Annotated in this window: 15 protein-coding genes; 7 read left to right on the top strand and 8 right to left on the bottom strand. The window is 68.8% G+C overall.

From position 1 onward, the window contains the following. Positions 1 to 274 precede the first annotated feature (274 nt). On the top strand, positions 275 to 1,864 hold the full coding sequence (locus BM070_RS22185; protein ID WP_092942017.1) for a methyl-accepting chemotaxis protein: 1,590 nt from the start codon (positions 275 to 277) through the stop codon (positions 1,862 to 1,864). Positions 1,865 to 1,941: 77 nt separating this feature from the next. On the opposite strand, the gene BM070_RS22180 is transcribed toward BM070_RS22185, so the two are convergent. The 3 genes from BM070_RS22180 to BM070_RS22170 form a co-directional block, all read right to left on the bottom strand. Then, the gene (locus tag BM070_RS22180; RefSeq protein ID WP_092942004.1) at positions 1,942 to 3,057 is read right to left on the bottom strand and encodes an acyl-CoA dehydrogenase family protein; all 1,116 of its coding nucleotides are present in this window, start codon (positions 3,055 to 3,057) and stop codon (positions 1,942 to 1,944) included. A gap of 138 nt (positions 3,058 to 3,195) precedes the next feature. Then, entirely contained in the window at positions 3,196 to 4,377 is a 1,182-nt protein-coding gene (locus BM070_RS22175; protein ID WP_092942002.1) for an acyl-CoA dehydrogenase family protein, read from the bottom strand. Positions 4,378 to 4,464: 87 nt separating this feature from the next. Continuing rightward, positions 4,465 to 5,202, bottom strand: a complete 738-nt coding sequence (locus BM070_RS22170; RefSeq protein ID WP_092942000.1) for a YceH family protein — start codon at positions 5,200 to 5,202, stop codon at positions 4,465 to 4,467. Between the two features lie 27 nt (positions 5,203 to 5,229). On the opposite strand from BM070_RS22170, the gene purN reads away from it, so the two are divergent. Further along, positions 5,230 to 5,814 (top strand): phosphoribosylglycinamide formyltransferase, encoded by a 585-nt coding sequence (gene purN / locus BM070_RS22165; protein ID WP_092941998.1) that lies wholly within the window; start codon positions 5,230 to 5,232, stop codon positions 5,812 to 5,814. Positions 5,815 to 5,850: 36 nt separating this feature from the next. On the opposite strand, the gene BM070_RS22160 is transcribed toward purN, so the two are convergent. Next, the gene (locus tag BM070_RS22160; protein ID WP_092941996.1) at positions 5,851 to 6,120 is read right to left on the bottom strand and encodes a DUF1653 domain-containing protein; all 270 of its coding nucleotides are present in this window, start codon (positions 6,118 to 6,120) and stop codon (positions 5,851 to 5,853) included. A 127-nt stretch (positions 6,121 to 6,247) separates the two neighbouring features. On the opposite strand from BM070_RS22160, the gene BM070_RS22155 reads away from it, so the two are divergent. Beyond that, a complete protein-coding gene (locus BM070_RS22155) occupies positions 6,248 to 7,522 on the top strand; it encodes an RsmB/NOP family class I SAM-dependent RNA methyltransferase (RefSeq protein ID WP_092941994.1) in 1,275 nt (424 codons plus the stop codon). Positions 7,523 to 7,561: 39 nt separating this feature from the next. Further along, a complete protein-coding gene (locus tag BM070_RS22150; protein ID WP_092941992.1) occupies positions 7,562 to 8,776 on the top strand; it encodes a DesA family fatty acid desaturase in 1,215 nt (404 codons plus the stop codon). Between the two features lie 39 nt (positions 8,777 to 8,815). Here the strand turns inward: BM070_RS22150 and BM070_RS22145 are convergent, their stop codons facing one another. Then, positions 8,816 to 9,244, bottom strand: coding sequence for a hypothetical protein (locus BM070_RS22145; RefSeq protein WP_139222909.1), 429 nt, complete (start codon positions 9,242 to 9,244; stop codon positions 8,816 to 8,818). Positions 9,245 to 9,489: 245 nt separating this feature from the next. On the opposite strand from BM070_RS22145, the gene BM070_RS22140 reads away from it, so the two are divergent. After that, a complete protein-coding gene (locus BM070_RS22140) occupies positions 9,490 to 11,067 on the top strand; it encodes an aminotransferase-like domain-containing protein (protein ID WP_092941988.1) in 1,578 nt (525 codons plus the stop codon). A 52-nt stretch (positions 11,068 to 11,119) separates the two neighbouring features. Here the strand turns inward: BM070_RS22140 and rpmG are convergent, their stop codons facing one another. The 3 genes from rpmG to trxB all read right to left on the bottom strand — a co-directional run bounded on the left by rpmG (position 11,120) and on the right by trxB (position 12,736). Further along, positions 11,120 to 11,290: a 50S ribosomal protein L33 gene (gene rpmG, locus BM070_RS22135; RefSeq protein ID WP_092941986.1), complete on the bottom strand. Its 171-nt coding sequence runs from the start codon at positions 11,288 to 11,290 to the stop codon at positions 11,120 to 11,122. 12 nt (positions 11,291 to 11,302) lie between these two features. Further along, on the bottom strand, positions 11,303 to 11,536 hold the full coding sequence (gene rpmB, locus BM070_RS22130; protein WP_056667014.1) for a 50S ribosomal protein L28: 234 nt from the start codon (positions 11,534 to 11,536) through the stop codon (positions 11,303 to 11,305). Between the two features lie 240 nt (positions 11,537 to 11,776). After that, the gene (gene trxB / locus BM070_RS22125; RefSeq protein ID WP_092941984.1) at positions 11,777 to 12,736 is read right to left on the bottom strand and encodes a thioredoxin-disulfide reductase; all 960 of its coding nucleotides are present in this window, start codon (positions 12,734 to 12,736) and stop codon (positions 11,777 to 11,779) included. A gap of 245 nt (positions 12,737 to 12,981) precedes the next feature. Here trxB and BM070_RS22120 point away from each other — a divergent pair, with 245 nt between their 5' ends. Together BM070_RS22120 and lolA are read left to right on the top strand one after the other, a co-directional pair. Continuing rightward, complete coding sequence (locus BM070_RS22120; RefSeq protein ID WP_092941982.1) at positions 12,982 to 15,318, top strand: DNA translocase FtsK; 2,337 nt, start codon at positions 12,982 to 12,984, stop codon at positions 15,316 to 15,318. 117 nt (positions 15,319 to 15,435) lie between these two features. Further along, complete coding sequence (lolA, locus tag BM070_RS22115) at positions 15,436 to 16,068, top strand: outer membrane lipoprotein periplasmic chaperone LolA (protein WP_092941980.1); 633 nt, start codon at positions 15,436 to 15,438, stop codon at positions 16,066 to 16,068. The last annotated feature ends 37 nt before the right edge of the window (positions 16,069 to 16,105 follow it).

The following is a 16,105-nucleotide window of genomic DNA, read 5'->3' as shown; positions in this document are numbered from 1 at the left end:
CACCAGCCCATGCGGCGCATCCGAGGCATCCACTCATCCCGACTGCGCTCCAACGCGATCCCCTGCGAGATCGTAAACACGTTCTAAGCGCCGGGTGGCGGCCCTGCGATGGCGTTTGCGTTGCGGCGAGGCCACCCCGAGTCGCCCATGCAACTGAAATTAACAGTGTCTGATGAAACGCAAGGTTACATTCGATACGTATTGCGCCCATGACCGGACGTGCGGGATCGGCCCGCGCGCCGCATGCCTCTGGCGCTTCATGACCTCAGCCGCCATGCCACTGCACAAAAATGCCTCGCTAGCCCAGAAGCTGTCCGCCCTGGTGGGCGTGCTGCTCCTGATTCTCGTGGTGGTCGGCGTGACCGCCATCACGCAACTGCGCTCCGTCAGTGCGGCCCAGCGGGAGATGTACACCGACACGGTGGTTCCCCTGCGCAAGGTGGTCGATGGCGGGCGTCAGGCCGCCGTGCATTTCCGGCGCATGTATCCGTACATGCTCAAGGCCGACCCCAAGTCCCGTGAAGAGACGATCAAGCTCAACGAGCAGTCCGAGAAGTCCGTCACCGATGCCATCGAGTTCCTGCGCCAGGGCAGCGACGATGCCACCTTGCGCGAGACGGGCCGCAAGCTGGCGGACGCCTGGGCGACCTACAAGGCCTCGGTCACGAAGCTGCAGGCCTCGGCCGACGCCGGCAACATCGACGCCGCCATGGCGGAGCTGAACACCACCACCGACCCGCTGCACGTCGCCGTGCGCAACCTGCTGCTGGAGGCCGGCAAGCAGCAGGAAAAAGAGGCGTCGGAGAAGACGCAGAGCGTGGCCGCGTCCGTGGACCGCACCTCGCTGGTGCTCTCGCTGCTGATCGGCCTCGGCACCCTGGTGGGCGCGGCCCTGGGATGGCGGCTGATCCGCTCGGTGCTGGGGCAGCTCGGCGGCGACCCGGCGCAGGCCGTGGCCATCGCCCGCCAGATCGCCGAAGGCGACCTGCGCGAGAGCTTCCAGGCCAAGCCCGGCGACAGTTCCAGCCTGCTGTACCAGCTCGCGGCCATGCGCGGGCAGCTGGAGCGCGTGATCGGTCAGGTGCGCGATTCGGCGGAGGCCGTGTCGCAGGCATCTGCCGAGATCTCGCTGGGCACCAACGACCTGTCGGCACGCACCGAGCAGCAGGCGGCGGCCCTGGAAGAGACGGCCGCGTCCATGGAGAGCCTGGGCACGAGTTCGCGCCAGAACGCAGACAGCGCCCGCGAGGCCAACCGCCTGGCGCAGACCGCCAGCTCGGTGGCCGTGCAGGGCGGCGACGTGGTGGCCGAGGTGGTCAAGACCATGAGCGGCATCAACGAGAGCTCGCGCAAGATCGGCGACATCATCGGCGTGATCGATTCCATCGCTTTCCAGACCAACATCCTGGCGCTGAATGCCGCCGTGGAAGCGGCCCGTGCGGGCGAGCAGGGCCGCGGCTTCGCCGTGGTGGCCAGCGAGGTGCGCAGCCTCGCCGGCCGCTCGGCCGACGCCGCCAAGGAGATCAAGGGCCTGATCGGGACCAGCGTGGCGCGGGTGGAGCAGGGGACGCAGCTGGTGGACCGGGCTGGCTCCACCATGGCGGAGGTGGTGAGCGCCATCCAGCGCGTGACCGATCTGGTGGGCGAGATCAGCGCGGCCAGCAGCGCGCAGAACGAGGGCGTGAGCCAGGTCGGCGAGGCCGTCACGCTGATGGACCAGAGCACCCAGCAGAACGCCGCGCTGGTGGAGGAAAGCGCAGCCGCCGCCCAGTCCATGCGCCAGCAGGCCGCCCAGCTGGTGCAGGCGGTGGATGCCTTCCGCATCGGTGACAACGCCGCGCATCGGCGCGCCTTGCCGGGCTGAGCCGGCATCCGTGAAGCGCAATGAAAAAAGCGGCCTTGGCCGCTTTTTTCATCGGGGGCGGCAGAAGGCGCCGCGCTTCAGGCGAAGACGCCCGCCGTCTCCTGCATGTGGGCCGAGACCTCGCCCAGGTGGTGCAGCGTGTCGCCCCAGGCCATCTCCATCTGCGTGAGTTTCTTGAAGTAGTGGCTGCCGATGTATTCGTCGGTCACGCCGATGCCGCCGTGCAGCTGCACCGACTGCTGGCCCACGAAGCGCATCGACTGGCCCAGCTGCACCTTGGCGCGCGACAGGGCTCGACGGCGCTCTGCCGGCGCCTCGCCCAGCTTGAGGCTGGCGTAGTAGCTCATGGAGCGGGCCAGCTCCAGCTGCATCTTCATGTCGGCCACGCGGTGGCGCAGGGCCTGGAAGCTGGCGATGGGCACGCCGAACTGCTTGCGCTGGTTCATGTAGTCCACGGTGAGGGCCAGGGTCTGGTCCATCACGCCCACGGCTTCGGCGCAGGTGGCGGCAATGCCCACGTCGGCGGCCAGCTCCAGGGCGGCGAGGCCGTCGGTGGTGAGGAGCGTGGCCGGCGCGTCGGTCAGCGTCACCTCGGCGGCGCGGCTTTCGTCCTGCGTGCGGTAGCCCTGGGTGGCGACGCCGCTGGCCGTGCGCTCGACCAGGAAGAGGGCGATGCGCCCGTCCAGCTGCGCGGGCACGATGAAGGCATCGGCCTGGTCGCCGGCTGGAACTATGCTTTTGATAGCGGTAAGCGCATGGCTGTCGCCGGCCGGTGTGGCTTTCGCCTCGCAGACGTCGAGGCGGTAGCGCGCCTTGCGTTCCTGATGGGCCAGCACCACCAGCGCCTCGCCGCTGGCAATGCGCGGCAGCCAGTCGGCCTGCACGGCTTCCGGGGCGTAGTCGGCCAGCACGCGGCTGGCGATGAAGGTCTGCGCCAGCGGCTCCAGCACGATGCCCCGGCCCAGCTCTTCCATGGCCACCATGGCATCCACGGCGCTCTGGCCCAGGCCGCCCTGCGCCTCGGGCACGGTGAGCGCCGTCAGGCCCAGCTCGGCCAGCTCGCCATAGGCGGCGCGGTCGAAGCCGCCCGCTGCCACGATGCCCTTGCGGCGCTCGAAGCCGTAGCCCTTTTCCACCCAGCGGCGCACCGCGTCACGCAGGGATTGCTGGTCATCGGAAAAATCAAAGTCCATTGCATGTCTCCAAAAGCAGTTCGGTGCAGAGCACTTGCGCGCCCCCTGCAAAGTCCAGCGAAGTTCTTGCTGGAACCCCCTTGCGGAGGGGGCCGGGGGGAGCAGTCCGTTCGCGCTGGGCGCGGGCCGTTCAGGGCGTCAGCCCAGAACGGTCTGAGCGACGATGTTGCGTTGCACCTCGTTGCTGCCGCCGTAGATCGTGGTCTTGCGCAGGTTGAAATAGGTCGAGGCGAGCGGCGCATTGGCGGCCGCGCCGCCAGGGAAGTCGCCCTGCCAGCCGGCTTCCATGGCCTCTTCGATGAAGGGCAGGCTGAAGGGGCCGGCCGCCAGCATCATCAGCTCGGCATAGCGCTGCTGGATCTCGCTGCCGCGGATCTTGAGCAGGCCGGCGATGTCCAGCGAGTTCTTGCCCGACTTCTCGGCCGAGAGCACGCGCAGCACCAGCATCTCCAGCGCGACGATGTCCACTTCCAGCTGCGCGATCTGGTCGCGGAAACGCAGGTCGTCCCAGAGGCCCTCGGCCTTGGCGATGCGCTTCAAGCGTTCCAGCTCGCGCTTGCTGCGGTTCACGTCGGCGATGTTGGTGCGCTCGTGGCTGAGCAGGTGCTTGGCGTAGGTCCAGCCCTTGTTCTCCTCGCCGATGAGCTGGTCGGCGGGCACCTCGACGTTGTCGAAGAACACCTCGTTGACCTCGCACTCGCCGTCCAGCAGCTTGATGGGCCGCACGGTGACGCCGGGCGACTTCATGTCCAGCAGCAGGAAGGAGATGCCGGTCTGCGGCTTGCCTTCGGTGCTGGTGCGCACCAGGTTGAACATCCAGTCGCCGTACTGGCCCAGCGTGGTCCAGGTCTTCTGGCCGTTGACGATGTATTTGTCGCCCACGCGCTCGGCGCGGGTCTTGAGGCTGGCCAAGTCCGAGCCCGAGCCGGGTTCGCTATAGCCCTGGCTCCACCACACCTCGCCGCTGGCGATGCCGGGCAGGAAGCGCTTTTGCTGCTCGGGCGAGCCGAAGGCCATGATGACGGGCGCCACCATCACCGGGCCGAAGGGAATGATGCGCGGCGCGCCGGCCAGCGCGCATTCTTCCTCGAAGAGGTGCTTTTGCACGGCCGTCCAGCCCGGGCCGCCGAATTCCTTGGGCCAGCCGTAGCCCAGCCAGCCCTTCTTGCCCAGGATCTTGGCCCAGCCCTGCATGTCTTCGCGCGACAGGCGCAGCGCGTTGTGGACCTTGTGGGCGATGTCTGCTGGCAGATGGGCGCGGACCCAGCTGCGCACTTCCTCGCGGAAGGCCTGTTCTTCGGGGGTGAAAGCGAGATCCATGCAGCTTGTCTCCTGTCCTGAAAATTCTTGGAAAGCCGGGGCTTTTTCGATCTCGCCGTTGTAGCACGGGCGTGCTTTTCCTCTCTGTCAGGGTGGCGACACGGCCCCTTCGTCCGCGCTGCCCGCGTCGCCTTCATCCGGTGCTGTGGGCGGGGCGATGCCGAGTTCGCGGCACAGCTGCTGCACCACGCCGCGCAGCTGGGCGACTTCGGCCTCCAGCGCGGCCACCCGGGGCGCCAGGGCGCCGCCGGCAGCGCCTTCGGCCGGGGCGTGCGCCGCCTGCGCGGCCGCCAGGCTGGCCACATCGACCGGGCCGCAGAGCAGGTGCGCCCAGCGCGGCTCGCGGGCGCCGGGCGCGCGCGGCAGCAGCACGACCAGTGGGCCGCCTTTTTCGTCGCTGCGCTCGGCCAGCTCGTTCAGGAAAGCCTCGACCGAGGAGATGTCGGCGAAGCGGTGCCAGCGCTCGGAGTTGATGCGCAGCTCGCCCGCCGTCTGCGGGCCGCGCAGCATCAGGAGCGACAGCAGCACGGCGGACTGGTCGGGCACGCCCACGCCGCGCGGAAAGTTGTGCTCGAAGCGCGTGGCGCGGTTGCCGCCGATCTCCACCGACAGGCTGCGCTGGCGCAGGCCGTCCAGCGCCTCCTGCGCCTGGGCGTCGGTGATCTGCATCACCGGGTCGCGGCTGCTTTTCTGGTTGCAGCCGGTGACGACGGAGTTGAGCGTGAGCGGATAGCTGTCGGGCACGGTGCGCGACTTCTCCATCAGCGTGGCGAGCACGCGGGCTTCGGTGGCGGTCAGCGGGCGGGTGCGAGGGTCGAAGGACATGATGGCGGCGGGGATAATTGCGGGCTAATGAAGAAGAACATCGTGATTTTGATCTCGGGCGGTGGCTCCAACATGGCAGCCATCGTGCGGACCGCGCAGCAGCAGGACTGGGAGGGCCGCCACGGCGTGCGCGTGGCCGCCGTGCTGAGCAACCGCGAAAGCGCCCAGGGGCTGGAATTCGCCCGCAGCCAGGGCATCGCCACCCAGGCCATCGACCACCGCGCCCACGCCACGCGCGAGAGCTTCGACGCGGCGCTGGCCGCCGCCATCGACGCGTACGAGCCCGCCCTGGTGGTGCTCGCGGGCTTCATGCGCATCCTGACCGAGGGCTTCGTCGCGCACTACGCGGGCCGGCTGGTCAACATCCACCCCTCGCTGCTGCCGGCCTTTCCGGGTCTGCACACGCACCAGCGCGCCATCGACGCGGGCTGCAAGGTGGCGGGCGCGACTGTCCACCAGGTGACGGCCGACCTGGACGCCGGCCCCATCGTGGCCCAGGGCGTGGTGCCCGTGCTGCCCGGCGACACGGCCGAGGCGCTGGCCGCCCGCGTGCTGGCGCAGGAGCACGCGATCTATCCGCCGGCGGTGCTGGGCCTGCTCATCAATCCATAGCGGGTGGCGCAGGCTGCAGGCGGGCTGCAGCCGTTTTCAGTGCGAATCCTGGGTGTCTGCGTCGCCGCAGCGCGTGAAGCGCGGCTGCGCCACGCCCTCGATCACCACGGTTTCCTCGAACATCGCCGCGGGCCGCACCCAGAGGCCGTGGGCGCCGTAGAGCGCGCGGTAGAGCACCATGGGCTCCAGCGTCTCGCTGTGCCGCACGAGGCCCAGCACGTCGTAGAGGCCGCCCTTGTAATGGCGGTAACGGCCCGTGGCCAGGGTGGGCAGGGGCGGCAGGTCGTCGTCGGTGGGCGCGGTCATGGGCTGGGTCTTTCTCGAGCTATCGAAATGGTAGCTGCATGCGCCGCCGGCGAAAGCGCCGGGGCCGGTTTGAGGCCAATGCGGCGCGGCTGTGTCCCCGGGCCCGCCGCAATGGGACAATCGCCCCATGCACCCTAAAGCCCTTTTGGACGCCTGCGCGGAACTCGTCAGGCTCACGTTGACCTTCGAACACCCCGCGGATTCCGTCGTTTCCCGTTTCTTCCGCGACAACCGCGCCCTCGGCCCGCGCGAGCGCGCCACCCTGGCCGAAACTACCTACACCGTGCTGCGCAAGAAGCTGCTGTTCGAGCAGTTGGCCCGCTCCGGCAGCGGCCCCAAGGAGCGGCGCCTGGCCATCCTGGGCTTCCACGGCCCGCGCGACTTCCTCAAGAGCGCGCTCAACGACCAGGAAAAGACCTGGCTCGACCAGTGCGACACCGTCCAGCCCGACGACCTGATGGAGCGCCACCGCCACAACCTGCCCGAGTGGCTGGCCGGCCCGCTCAAGGCCCAGCTGGACGCGGGCTTCTGGCCGCTGGCCGAAAGCCTGCAGCAGGGCGCGCCGCTCGACCTGCGCGTGAACGCCCTGGCCGACAAGCGCGCCGAGGTGCAGAAGGAACTCTCCGCCGCCGGCATCAAGGCCGTCGCCACGCCGTATTCGCCCTGGGGCCTGCGCGTGGACGGCAAGCCTGCCCTCACCAAGCTGCCCGCCTTCGTGCGCGGCGCCATCGAGGTGCAGGACGAGGGCTCGCAGCTGCTGGCCCTGCTGCTGGACGCCAAGCGCGGCGAGATGGTGGTCGATTTCTGCGCCGGCGCGGGCGGCAAGACCCTGGCCATCGGCGCCAGCATGCGCAACACCGGCCGGCTCTATGCCTTCGACGTGTCGGCCCACCGGCTCGACGCGCTCAAGCCGCGCCTGGCGCGCAGCGGCCTCTCGAACGTGCACCCGGCCGCCATCGCGCACGAGCGCGACGACCGCGTCAAGCGCCTGGCCGGCAAGATCGACCGCGTGCTGGTCGATGCCCCCTGTTCCGGCCTGGGCACGCTGCGCCGCAACCCCGACCTGAAGTGGCGCCAGTCGCCCGAGGCGCTGCAGGAGCTGGTCGCCAAGCAGACCGCCATCCTCGCCAGCGCCGCCCGCCTGCTCAAGCCGGGCGGCCGGCTGGTCTATGCCACCTGCAGCGTGCTTCCGCAGGAAAACGAGGAGATCGCCCAGGCCTTCTCTGCCGCACACTCCGACTTCGTGCCGGCCGATGCGGGCGAGCTGCTGACCCAGCTCAAGGTGGAGAACGCCGCCCAGCTGTGCAGCGGCGGCGAGACGGGCACTGGCTATTTGCGCCTCTGGCCCCATCTGCATCAGACCGACGGCTTCTTCGCCGCCGTGTGGACGCGCAAGCCCTGATCCGGGGCGAGCGCCCTTTTGAGAGACGGAATACCTTCGATGCTGCTACCTGACTGGGCGTTCCTCGACGCCGCGATCGACTGGCTGGCCCATGGCGCCCTGGATTTGTCCTGGTGGCAGGTGCTGCTCTACACGCTGGTCACCACCCACATCACCATCGCGGCGGTGACCATCTTCCTGCACCGCTCGCAGGCCCACCGCTCGGTGGACCTGGGCCCGGTGCCCTCGCATTTCTTCCGCTTCTGGCTGTGGCTGGGCACGGGCATGGTCACCCGCGAATGGGTGGCCGTGCACCGCAAGCACCACGCCAAGTGCGAGACCGAAGACGACCCGCACAGCCCGCAGACCCGCGGGCTGGACACCGTGATGTGGCGCGGCGCCGAGCTGTACCGCGCCGAATCGGCCAATGCCGAGACGCTCGCCAAGTTCGGCCACGGCACGCCGCAGGACTGGATGGAGCGCAACGTCTATGGCCGCTACAGCGCTTTAGGCGTGTCGCTGATGCTGGTGCTTAATCTGGCGCTCTTCGGCGCCCTGGGCGCCACCGTGTGGGCCGTGCAGATGCTCTGGATTCCGTTCTGGGCGGCCGGCGTGGTCAACGGCGTGGGCCATTTCTGGGGCTACCGCAACTTCGAGGCGACCGATGCCTCCACCAACCTCGTGCCCTGGGGACTGGTCATCGGCGGCGAAGAGCTGCACAACAACCACCACACCTATCCCACCTCGGCCAAGTTCTCGGTCAAGCGCTATGAGTTCGACATCGGCTGGGCCTATATCCGCCTGATGCAGGCCGTGGGCTGGGCCAAGGTCAAGAAGATGCCGCCCAAGCTGCGCCTGGGCGAGGTCAAGGCCGTGGCCGACGAGAAGACGCTGGAGGCGGTGATCGCCCACCGCTACGAGATGATGGCCGGATACGCCCGCAGCGTGCGCCGCGCCTGCCGCGACGAGTTGGCCGCCCTCAAGGCCCGCCAGGCCGACGTGTCGGTGCTGCGCGCCGCGCGGCGCTGGCTGCACCGCGACGCCGAGAAGGTGCCGGCGCGTGCCCGCGAGCACATCGCCCTGGCCCGCCAGGCGCACCCGGTGCTCGACAAGATGGTCTCCATGCGCGAAGAGCTGCGCCAGCTGTGGCTCAACACCTCGCGCACCCGCGAGCAGCTCACCGCCGACCTGCAGGCCTGGTGCCAGCGCGCGGAAGACAGTGGCGTGGCTGCGCTGCGGGACTTCTCGCTGCGCCTGCGGGCCGCGCAGGCCTGAGCGAGCGGCCGGGGCTGCTGACCAGCAGCCTCTGACCCGTCAGGAAAGGCGCGCCGCGCGTTCCTCCGCCGGAGGCCGGGCTGCCAGAAAGCGCTGCAGGCCGGCCAGGGCTCGCGCCAGCCGCCCGGCGGCGAGGGCCATCCAGCCGGGCGCCGGCACCGGTTCCTCCAGCTGTGCGTGGCTGCTCTGCAGTGCGGTAATGCGCAGCCAGTGCGCCCCCGAGCCGGGCAGCCCCTGCCAGCCCTCGCCGGCAGCGAGCAGGCGGTCCGGCCCCACCCCCACCAGCACCTGGCCGCAGACCAGCGGTCCTTCCTGCACCGCCAGGCAGCCCTGGCGCGTGCGCAGCGTGGCGCCTTCCGGCACGCACACCAGGGTGGTGCAGCCCCGGGCCAGGGCAATGGGCAGGACCGGGCCCAAAGAGGCGGGGGCGGGGACGGAGGGCAGGGGGGGAGTGCGGGTGGCGGGCATGGGCGGACCTCGGTCGTGAAGGTAAAGAGAAGGCCTCCAGCGTAGGGAGTCCGGCTGCACCGCGACAGGCACACGCAGGGGCTGCTGCAGGCGGAACAGCGTGCATGGCGTGGTGCCTGTTATGGTTCCGCCGGCCGCGGCCTGTATCTGTTGCCGTACAGGGGCTTGCGGCATGATGGCTGTAGCGCGCGGCACACCTGTACAGCCCACTCACCCTGCCGCCTCCGCCCGACTGCCCCACCGCCATGCCGCTTCGCTCCATCGCCTCTCCGCCCTCTGCAACCCACGGCTCCGAGGCGCCCGGGGGCAGCGGTGCCCCGACCCTGTACCGCCAATTGGCCGGCCTGTACGAGCAGGCCGTTGCCTCGGGCAGCCTGTCGCCGGGCATGCGGCTGCCATCGGTGCGGGAGCTGTGCCAGCGCCACGGGGTGAGCCTCACCACCGCCTTGCAGGTGCTGCGCCACCTGGAAGAGCGCGGCGTGGCCGAGGCGCGCGAGCGCGTCGGCTACTTCGTGCGCCATCCTGCGCATGCGGCCTTGCTGCCCGCCGTGCGGGAACCCGAGGTGCACGAGCCGCTGCAGCCGGACCCGCAGGTCTTCGCCGGCATCAACGAACGCATCTCCGTCTTCCTGGAAAAGGCCCGGCTGGCGGGGCCTGGCGTGCTGGACCTGGGCAGCGCCATGCCGGCCCCCAGCCTGTTCGATGCTGCCGCGCTCAACCGGCTGGCCATCGGCCTGCTGCGGGAGCAGCCCGACGTGCTGGTCTATGGCCCGTCCGCCCCGACCACCCATGCCGAGTTCCAGCAGGCCATGGCACGCCATGCGCTGGGCTTCGGCGTCAGCCTTTCGCCCGACGAGATCGGCGCCACGCATGGCAATTCCGAAGCCGTGAACCTGGCGCTGGACGCCATCGCCGAGCCGGGCGATGTGATCGCGGTGGAGTCCCCCACCTTCTTCGGCATCCTGCAGGCCATCGAGGTGCGCGGCCTGCGTGCGCTGGAGATTCCCAGCAGCCCGCGCACCGGCATCTCGCTGGAGGCGCTGGAGCTGGCCGCGCGCAACGAGCCGCGCCTCAAGGGCGTGGTGGTGGTGCCCCACCTGCAGATGCCGCTGGGCAGCGTCATGCCCGACAGCCACAAGGAGCGGCTGGTGGCGCTGTGCGTGGAATACGGCCTGGCGCTGGTCGAGGACGACATCTACCGCGAATTCGTCGAATCGCCCCAGCCGCTGCGTCCGGCCAAGGCCTGGGACCGGCCGGGCGAGGCGGGCCAGGTGATCTACTGCGCATCGCTCAGCAAGAGCTTCGCCCCGGGCCTGCGCCAGGGCTGGATGAGCGCCGGCCGCTGGCATGCGCGGGTGCAGATGCTCAAGTTCGCCCGTACCCGCAACATGCAGTCGTGGTCGCAGCTGCTGGCGGCGCGCAGCGTGGGCTCGCCGGCCTACGAGCGCCACCTGCGGCGCATGCGGGTGCAGCTGCGCGAGCAGCGCGAGGCCTCCGCCCGTGCCATCGCCCGCTATTTCCCGCAGGGTACCCGTCTGAGCCTGCCGCCCGGCGGCATCAGCCTGTGGATGGAGCTGCCTGCAGGCATTTCCACCAGCCGGCTCTACGACGAGGCGCTGGCCCGCGGCATCCGCGTGGCGCCGGGGGCGATGTTCTCCAACACCGGCCGCTACGACCATTTCCTGCGCATGAGCTGCGGCATGCCGTTCACTCCGCGCGTGGAGGAGGGCTACCGCGTGCTGGGCGAGCTCATGGCGGCCCAGCAGCGCCCGGCGGCCGCCGTGGCGCCGGGCGCTGCCCGCCTCGGCGGATTGCGGGCATAAAAAAACCGCCCTGAGGGGCGGTTTCTTCGTTCAAGGGAGTGAACCTGAAGGATTACTTCAGCTTCATTTCCTTGTACTCGACGTGCTTGCGAGCCTTGGGATCGAATTTCACGATCAGCATCTTCTCGGGCATCGTCTTCTTGTTCTTGGTCGTGGTGTAGAAGTGGCCGGTACCCGCAGTGGATTCCAGCTTGATCTTGTCGCGTCCGCCTTTGGTTGCCATGGTCGCTCTCCTTTAAGCCTGGCCGCGTGCACGCAGGTCTGCGAGCACGGCGTCGATACCGTTCTTGTCGATCAGGCGCAGACCGGCGTTGGAAATGCGCAGACGCACCCAGCGGTTTTCGCTCTCAACCCAGAAACGGCGGTATTGCAGGTTCGGCAGGAACCGGCGCTTGGTCTTGTTGTTGGCGTGGGAAACGTTGTTCCCGACCATGGGGCCTTTGCCCGTGACTTCACATACGCGTGCCATGAGGACACTCCGAAAGTTTTTTAACGGCCGAAAGCGAAGTGCCCTGCAGCTCGTGCCGCCGGGCCTGCTCATGCGGCCTCACCTCGCCAGAAAGGGTGGCGGTAACCCGATTGCCTTCGTCCCACTGCACCCGTGAAAGAGTGCGCAGAATTCAGCAAAGCCGCGGATTATAGCCTGAACGTGGCCGGGGCCTCAAGCGGGGGCGCGGCAAGCGCCTTGCTTGAGGCCCCTTGAGGTGGCTTAGATCGTGCCTTCCTGTTCGAGGAAGCGCTGTGCGTCCAGCGCGGCCATGCAGCCCGTGCCGGCGCTGGTGATGGCCTGGCGATAAACGTGGTCCTGCACGTCGCCGGCCGCGAACACGCCGGGCACGCTGGTCTGCGTGGCGAAGCCCTTGAGGCCGCCTTGCGTGACGATGTAGCCGTTGTCCATCGCCAGCTGGCCGTTGAAGATCTCGGTATTGGGCGCGTGCCCGATGGCGATGAAGCAGCCTTGCAGGGCGATGTCCTGCGTGCTGCCGTCCTGCGTGCTCTTGATGCGGATGCCGGTCACGCCGGAGGCGTCGCCCAGCACTTCGTCCAGCGTGTGGAAGGTCTTGAGCTCGATCTTGCCGGCGGCGACCTTCTCGTTGAGCTTGTCCACCAGGATGGGCTCGGCCTTGAACTTGTCGCGGCGGTGCACCAGCGTCACCTTGCGGGCGATGTTGGAGAGGTAGAGAGCTTCCTCGACGGCGGTGTTGCCGCCGCCCACCACGCACACGTCCTGGTCGCGGTAGAAGAAGCCGTCGCAAGTCGCGCAGCCCGACACGCCCTTGCCCATGAAGGCTTCCTCGGAGGGCAGGCCCAGGTACTTGGCCGATGCGCCGGTGGCGATGATCAGCGAGTCGCAGGTGTAGGTGCCGCTGTCGCCCGTCAGGGTGAAGGGGCGCTTGCTGAAGTCCACCGTGTGGATGTGGTCGAACACGATCTGGGTCTTGAAGCGCTCGGCGTGCTCCAGGAAGCGCTGCATCAGCTCGGGGCCCTGCACGCCGTTCACGTCGGCGGGCCAGTTGTCCACCTCGGTCGTGGTCATCAGCTGGCCGCCCTGGGCCATGCCGGTGATGAGCACCGGGTTCAGGTTGGCGCGGGCGGCATAGACGGCGGCGGTGTAGCCGGCGGGGCCGGAGCCGAGGATCATGACTTTGGCGTGCTGGGTGTTCGACATGACGGGATCAGGAAGGAAAGGGTTGGTTGGCGCCTGGCCGGGTACTTGGCCGGGCGCGGATCGCCTCGGTGGGCGGCTCCAGCGAGTATGGACGCGCGGGGGCCGTCCGGGGCGGCGGCTTATTAATGGCCGCGATTGTAAGAACCGATGACCGACCCCGGCGAGGGCAGGCCATTCGGGCGCATGGCCGGCTGTGACAGGTCGTGACAAGCCCATCGGGTAAGCTTCGCCGCGCATTTTTCGATATGACCTATTCCCTCAATACCCTGAACGCTTCGTCCTCCGCGAAGTCCGCGCCCCGCAGTGGCGCGGCACGCTTCGGCCACGAAATCGGCCTCGTGCTGGGCCTGCTGGCCCTGGTCTTCTGGCTGCTGGCGCTGGTCAGCTATTCCGGCCACGATCCGGCCTGGTCCACCTCGGGCGCCAACGACGGCCGGCTGGTGACCAACTGGGCGGGGCGCTCCGGCGCCTGGCTGGCGGACTGCAGCTATTTCGCGCTGGGCTTTTCGGTCTGGTGGTGCTTGGCGGCCGGCGTGCGCGCCTGGCTGGCATCGCTGGCGCGCTGGATGAGCGGCGGCGCGGTGGAGGCGGGCGCGCATGCACCCTGGCTGCGGCGCGTGCTGTTCTGGGGTGGGCTGGCCATCTTGCTGTGCGCGAGCACGGGGCTGGAATGGTCGCGTCTCTACCGTTTCGAATCGCTGCTGCCCGGCAAGGCGGGCGGCGTGCTGGGCTATGCCATGGGCCAGCTCGGCGTGAAGTGGCTGGGCTTCACCGGCTCGGGCCTGGTGGGCGTGATGCTGGTGGTGCTGGGCGCGGCCCTGGTGTTCCGCTTCTCGTGGGGGAACGTGGCCGAGCGCCTGGGCGGGCGCCTCGAAGGGCTGGTGCAGTTCGGCCGCGCCAAGCGCGAGCAGGCGCGCGACGTGGCGGTGGGCAAGCGCGCGGCGCGCGAGCGTGAAGAGGTGGTGCAGGAAGAGCGCCACGAGGCCGAGGAGCACCACCCGCAGCCCGTCCACATCATCGAGCCGGTGCTGCACGACGTGCCGCAGAGCGCGCGCGTGGTCAAGGAGCGGCAGAAGCCGCTCTTCACCGAAATGCCCGACAGCCGCCTGCCGCAGGTGGACCTGCTCGACGGCCCGCTGGCGCGCCAGGAGACCGTGGCGCCCGAGACGCTGGAGATGACCAGCCGCCTGATCGAGAAGAAGCTCAAGGATTTCGGCGTCGAAGTGCGCGTGGTCGCGGCCATGCCCGGGCCGGTCATCACGCGCTACGAGATCGAGCCCGCCACCGGCGTGAAGGGCTCGCAGATCGTCAATCTCGCCAAGGATCTGGCGCGCTCGCTCTCGCTGGTCTCCATCCGCGTGATCGAGACCATTCCCGGCAAGAACTTCATGGCGCTGGAGCTGCCCAATGCCAAGCGCCAGTCGATCCGCCTCTCGGAGATCCTGGGATCGCACATCTACCACGAGGCCAAGAGCATGCTCACCATGGGCCTGGGCAAGGACATCGTGGGCAACCCGGTGGTGGCCGACCTCGCCAAGATGCCGCACGTGCTGGTGGCCGGCACGACCGGCTCGGGCAAGTCGGTGGGGATCAACGCCATGATCCTCTCGCTGCTCTACAAGGCCGAGGCGCGCGACGTGCGGCTCTTGATGATCGACCCCAAGATGCTGGAAATGTCGGTCTATGAAGGCATCCCGCACCTGCTCGCGCCCGTGGTCACCGACATGAAGCAGGCCGCCAACGGCCTGAACTGGTGCGTGGCCGAGATGGAGCGGCGCTACAAGCTCATGTCCAAGCTGGGCGTGCGCAACCTGGCGGGCTACAACGTCAAGATCGACGAGGCCAAGGCGCGCGAGGAGTTCATCTACAACCCCTTCAGCCTGACGCCCGAGGAGCCCGAGCCGCTGCAGCGCCTGCCGCACATCGTGGTGGTCATCGACGAGCTGGCCGACCTGATGATGGTCGTGGGCAAGAAGATCGAGGAGCTGATCGCCCGGCTGGCGCAGAAGGCGCGCGCGGCCGGCATCCACCTCATTCTGGCCACGCAGCGGCCCAGCGTGGACGTGATCACCGGCCTCATCAAGGCCAACATCCCGACCCGCATCGCCTTCCAGGTGAGCAGCAAGATCGACAGCCGTACCATCCTGGACCAGATGGGCGCCGAGGCGTTGCTGGGCATGGGCGACATGCTCTACATGGCCAGCGGCACCGGCCTGCCCATCCGCGTGCACGGCGCCTTCGTTTCCGACGATGAAGTCCACCGCGTGGTCAGCTACCTCAAGAGCCAGGGCGAGCCCGACTACGTCGAAGGCCTGCTCGAAGGCGGCACCGTCGATGGCGAAGATGGTGCCTTCGGCGAGGGCGGCGGCAGCGAAGGCGGCGAGAAGGACCCGATGTACGACCAGGCGGTGGAGGTGGTGCTCAAGGACCGCAAGGCCAGCATCTCCTACGTGCAGCGCAAGCTGCGCATCGGCTACAACCGTTCGGCCCGCCTGCTCGAAGACATGGAAAAGGCCGGCCTCGTCAGCGCCCTCACGGCCAGCGGCCAGCGCGAGGTGCTGGTGCCCAACCGCGGCGAGTGAGCCGCTGCGCCGTCACCGGCGCACCATCGAGGAGCGGGCCGGCAGGCGGCCCATCTTGAATCGCCCGCATTCCGCCCCCAGGTGACAAGGCCCGGCCTCTGGCCCCAAGGAGACCCCATGAAGCAGTGGATCGCTATTGTTTTGATAGCTGCTGGCGCCCAGTCCGCCAGCGCTGACGGCCTGAAAAGCCTGGAATCTTTCATGCGCGGCGTGCAGTCCGGCAAGTCCGACTTCACCCAGACCGTGACCTCTCCGTCCAAGGACGGCCAGGCCCCGCGCGTGAAGACCTCCACCGGCAGCTTCGAATTCCAGCGCCCGGGCCGCTTCAAGTTCGCCTACAAGAAGCCGTTCGAGCAGACCATCGTCGCCGACGGCAAGACGCTCTGGCTCTACGACGCCGACCTGAACCAGGTCACCCAGCGCGCGCAGGACAAGGCCCTGGGCTCCACACCCGCCGCGCTGCTGGCTTCCGCGCCCGATCTGCAGGCGCTGCAGAAGGAATTCACGCTGCAGTCAGCGCCCGAGCAGGATGGCCTGCAGTGGGTAGTGGCGAGCCCGAAGTCGCCCGACGGCCAGCTCAAGAGCGTGCGCGTGGGCTTCGCCGGCGAGAACCTGGCGGCGCTCGACATCCAGGACAGCTTCGGCCAGCGCTCGCAGATCCGCTTCACGTCCATGCAGACCAATACCTCGCTGCCGGCCTCGGTCTTCCAGTTCAAGCCGCCGGCCGGTGCCGACGTGGTGAAGCAGTAAGAACGTGTTCACGTTCTAAGGCTGCGGGCGGTGCGGA

The organism is Paracidovorax wautersii (genome assembly GCF_900113035.1).
GTDB classification, from domain to species: domain Bacteria; phylum Pseudomonadota; class Gammaproteobacteria; order Burkholderiales; family Burkholderiaceae_C; genus Paracidovorax; species Paracidovorax wautersii.
The sequence above is the reverse complement of the archived record's forward strand: the minus strand, read 5'-3'. Positions and strand labels throughout refer to the sequence as shown.

Bases quoted from the DNA above. Each gene is read 5' to 3' on its own strand.
- BM070_RS22140 (WP_092941988.1), top strand. From the start codon at position 9,490: ATGCCGCTTCGCTCCATCGCCTCTCCGCCCTCTGCAACCCACGGCTCC.
- BM070_RS22160 (WP_092941996.1), bottom strand. From the start codon at position 6,120: ATGACCGCGCCCACCGACGACGACCTGCCGCCCCTGCCCACCCTGGCC.
- BM070_RS22145 (WP_139222909.1), bottom strand. From the start codon at position 9,244: ATGCCCGCCACCCGCACTCCCCCCCTGCCCTCCGTCCCCGCCCCCGCC.
- purN (WP_092941998.1), top strand. From the start codon at position 5,230: ATGAAGAAGAACATCGTGATTTTGATCTCGGGCGGTGGCTCCAACATG.
- BM070_RS22155 (WP_092941994.1), top strand. From the start codon at position 6,248: ATGCACCCTAAAGCCCTTTTGGACGCCTGCGCGGAACTCGTCAGGCTC.
- BM070_RS22175 (WP_092942002.1), bottom strand. From the start codon at position 4,377: ATGGATCTCGCTTTCACCCCCGAAGAACAGGCCTTCCGCGAGGAAGTG.
- trxB (WP_092941984.1), bottom strand. From the start codon at position 12,736: ATGTCGAACACCCAGCACGCCAAAGTCATGATCCTCGGCTCCGGCCCC.
- BM070_RS22185 (WP_092942017.1), top strand. From the start codon at position 275: ATGCCACTGCACAAAAATGCCTCGCTAGCCCAGAAGCTGTCCGCCCTG.
- BM070_RS22150 (WP_092941992.1), top strand. From the start codon at position 7,562: ATGCTGCTACCTGACTGGGCGTTCCTCGACGCCGCGATCGACTGGCTG.
- rpmG (WP_092941986.1), bottom strand. From the start codon at position 11,290: ATGGCAACCAAAGGCGGACGCGACAAGATCAAGCTGGAATCCACTGCG.
- lolA (WP_092941980.1), top strand. From the start codon at position 15,436: ATGAAGCAGTGGATCGCTATTGTTTTGATAGCTGCTGGCGCCCAGTCC.
- BM070_RS22120 (WP_092941982.1), top strand. From the start codon at position 12,982: ATGACCTATTCCCTCAATACCCTGAACGCTTCGTCCTCCGCGAAGTCC.
- BM070_RS22180 (WP_092942004.1), bottom strand. From the start codon at position 3,057: ATGGACTTTGATTTTTCCGATGACCAGCAATCCCTGCGTGACGCGGTG.
- BM070_RS22170 (WP_092942000.1), bottom strand. From the start codon at position 5,202: ATGTCCTTCGACCCTCGCACCCGCCCGCTGACCGCCACCGAAGCCCGC.
- rpmB (WP_056667014.1), bottom strand. From the start codon at position 11,536: ATGGCACGCGTATGTGAAGTCACGGGCAAAGGCCCCATGGTCGGGAAC.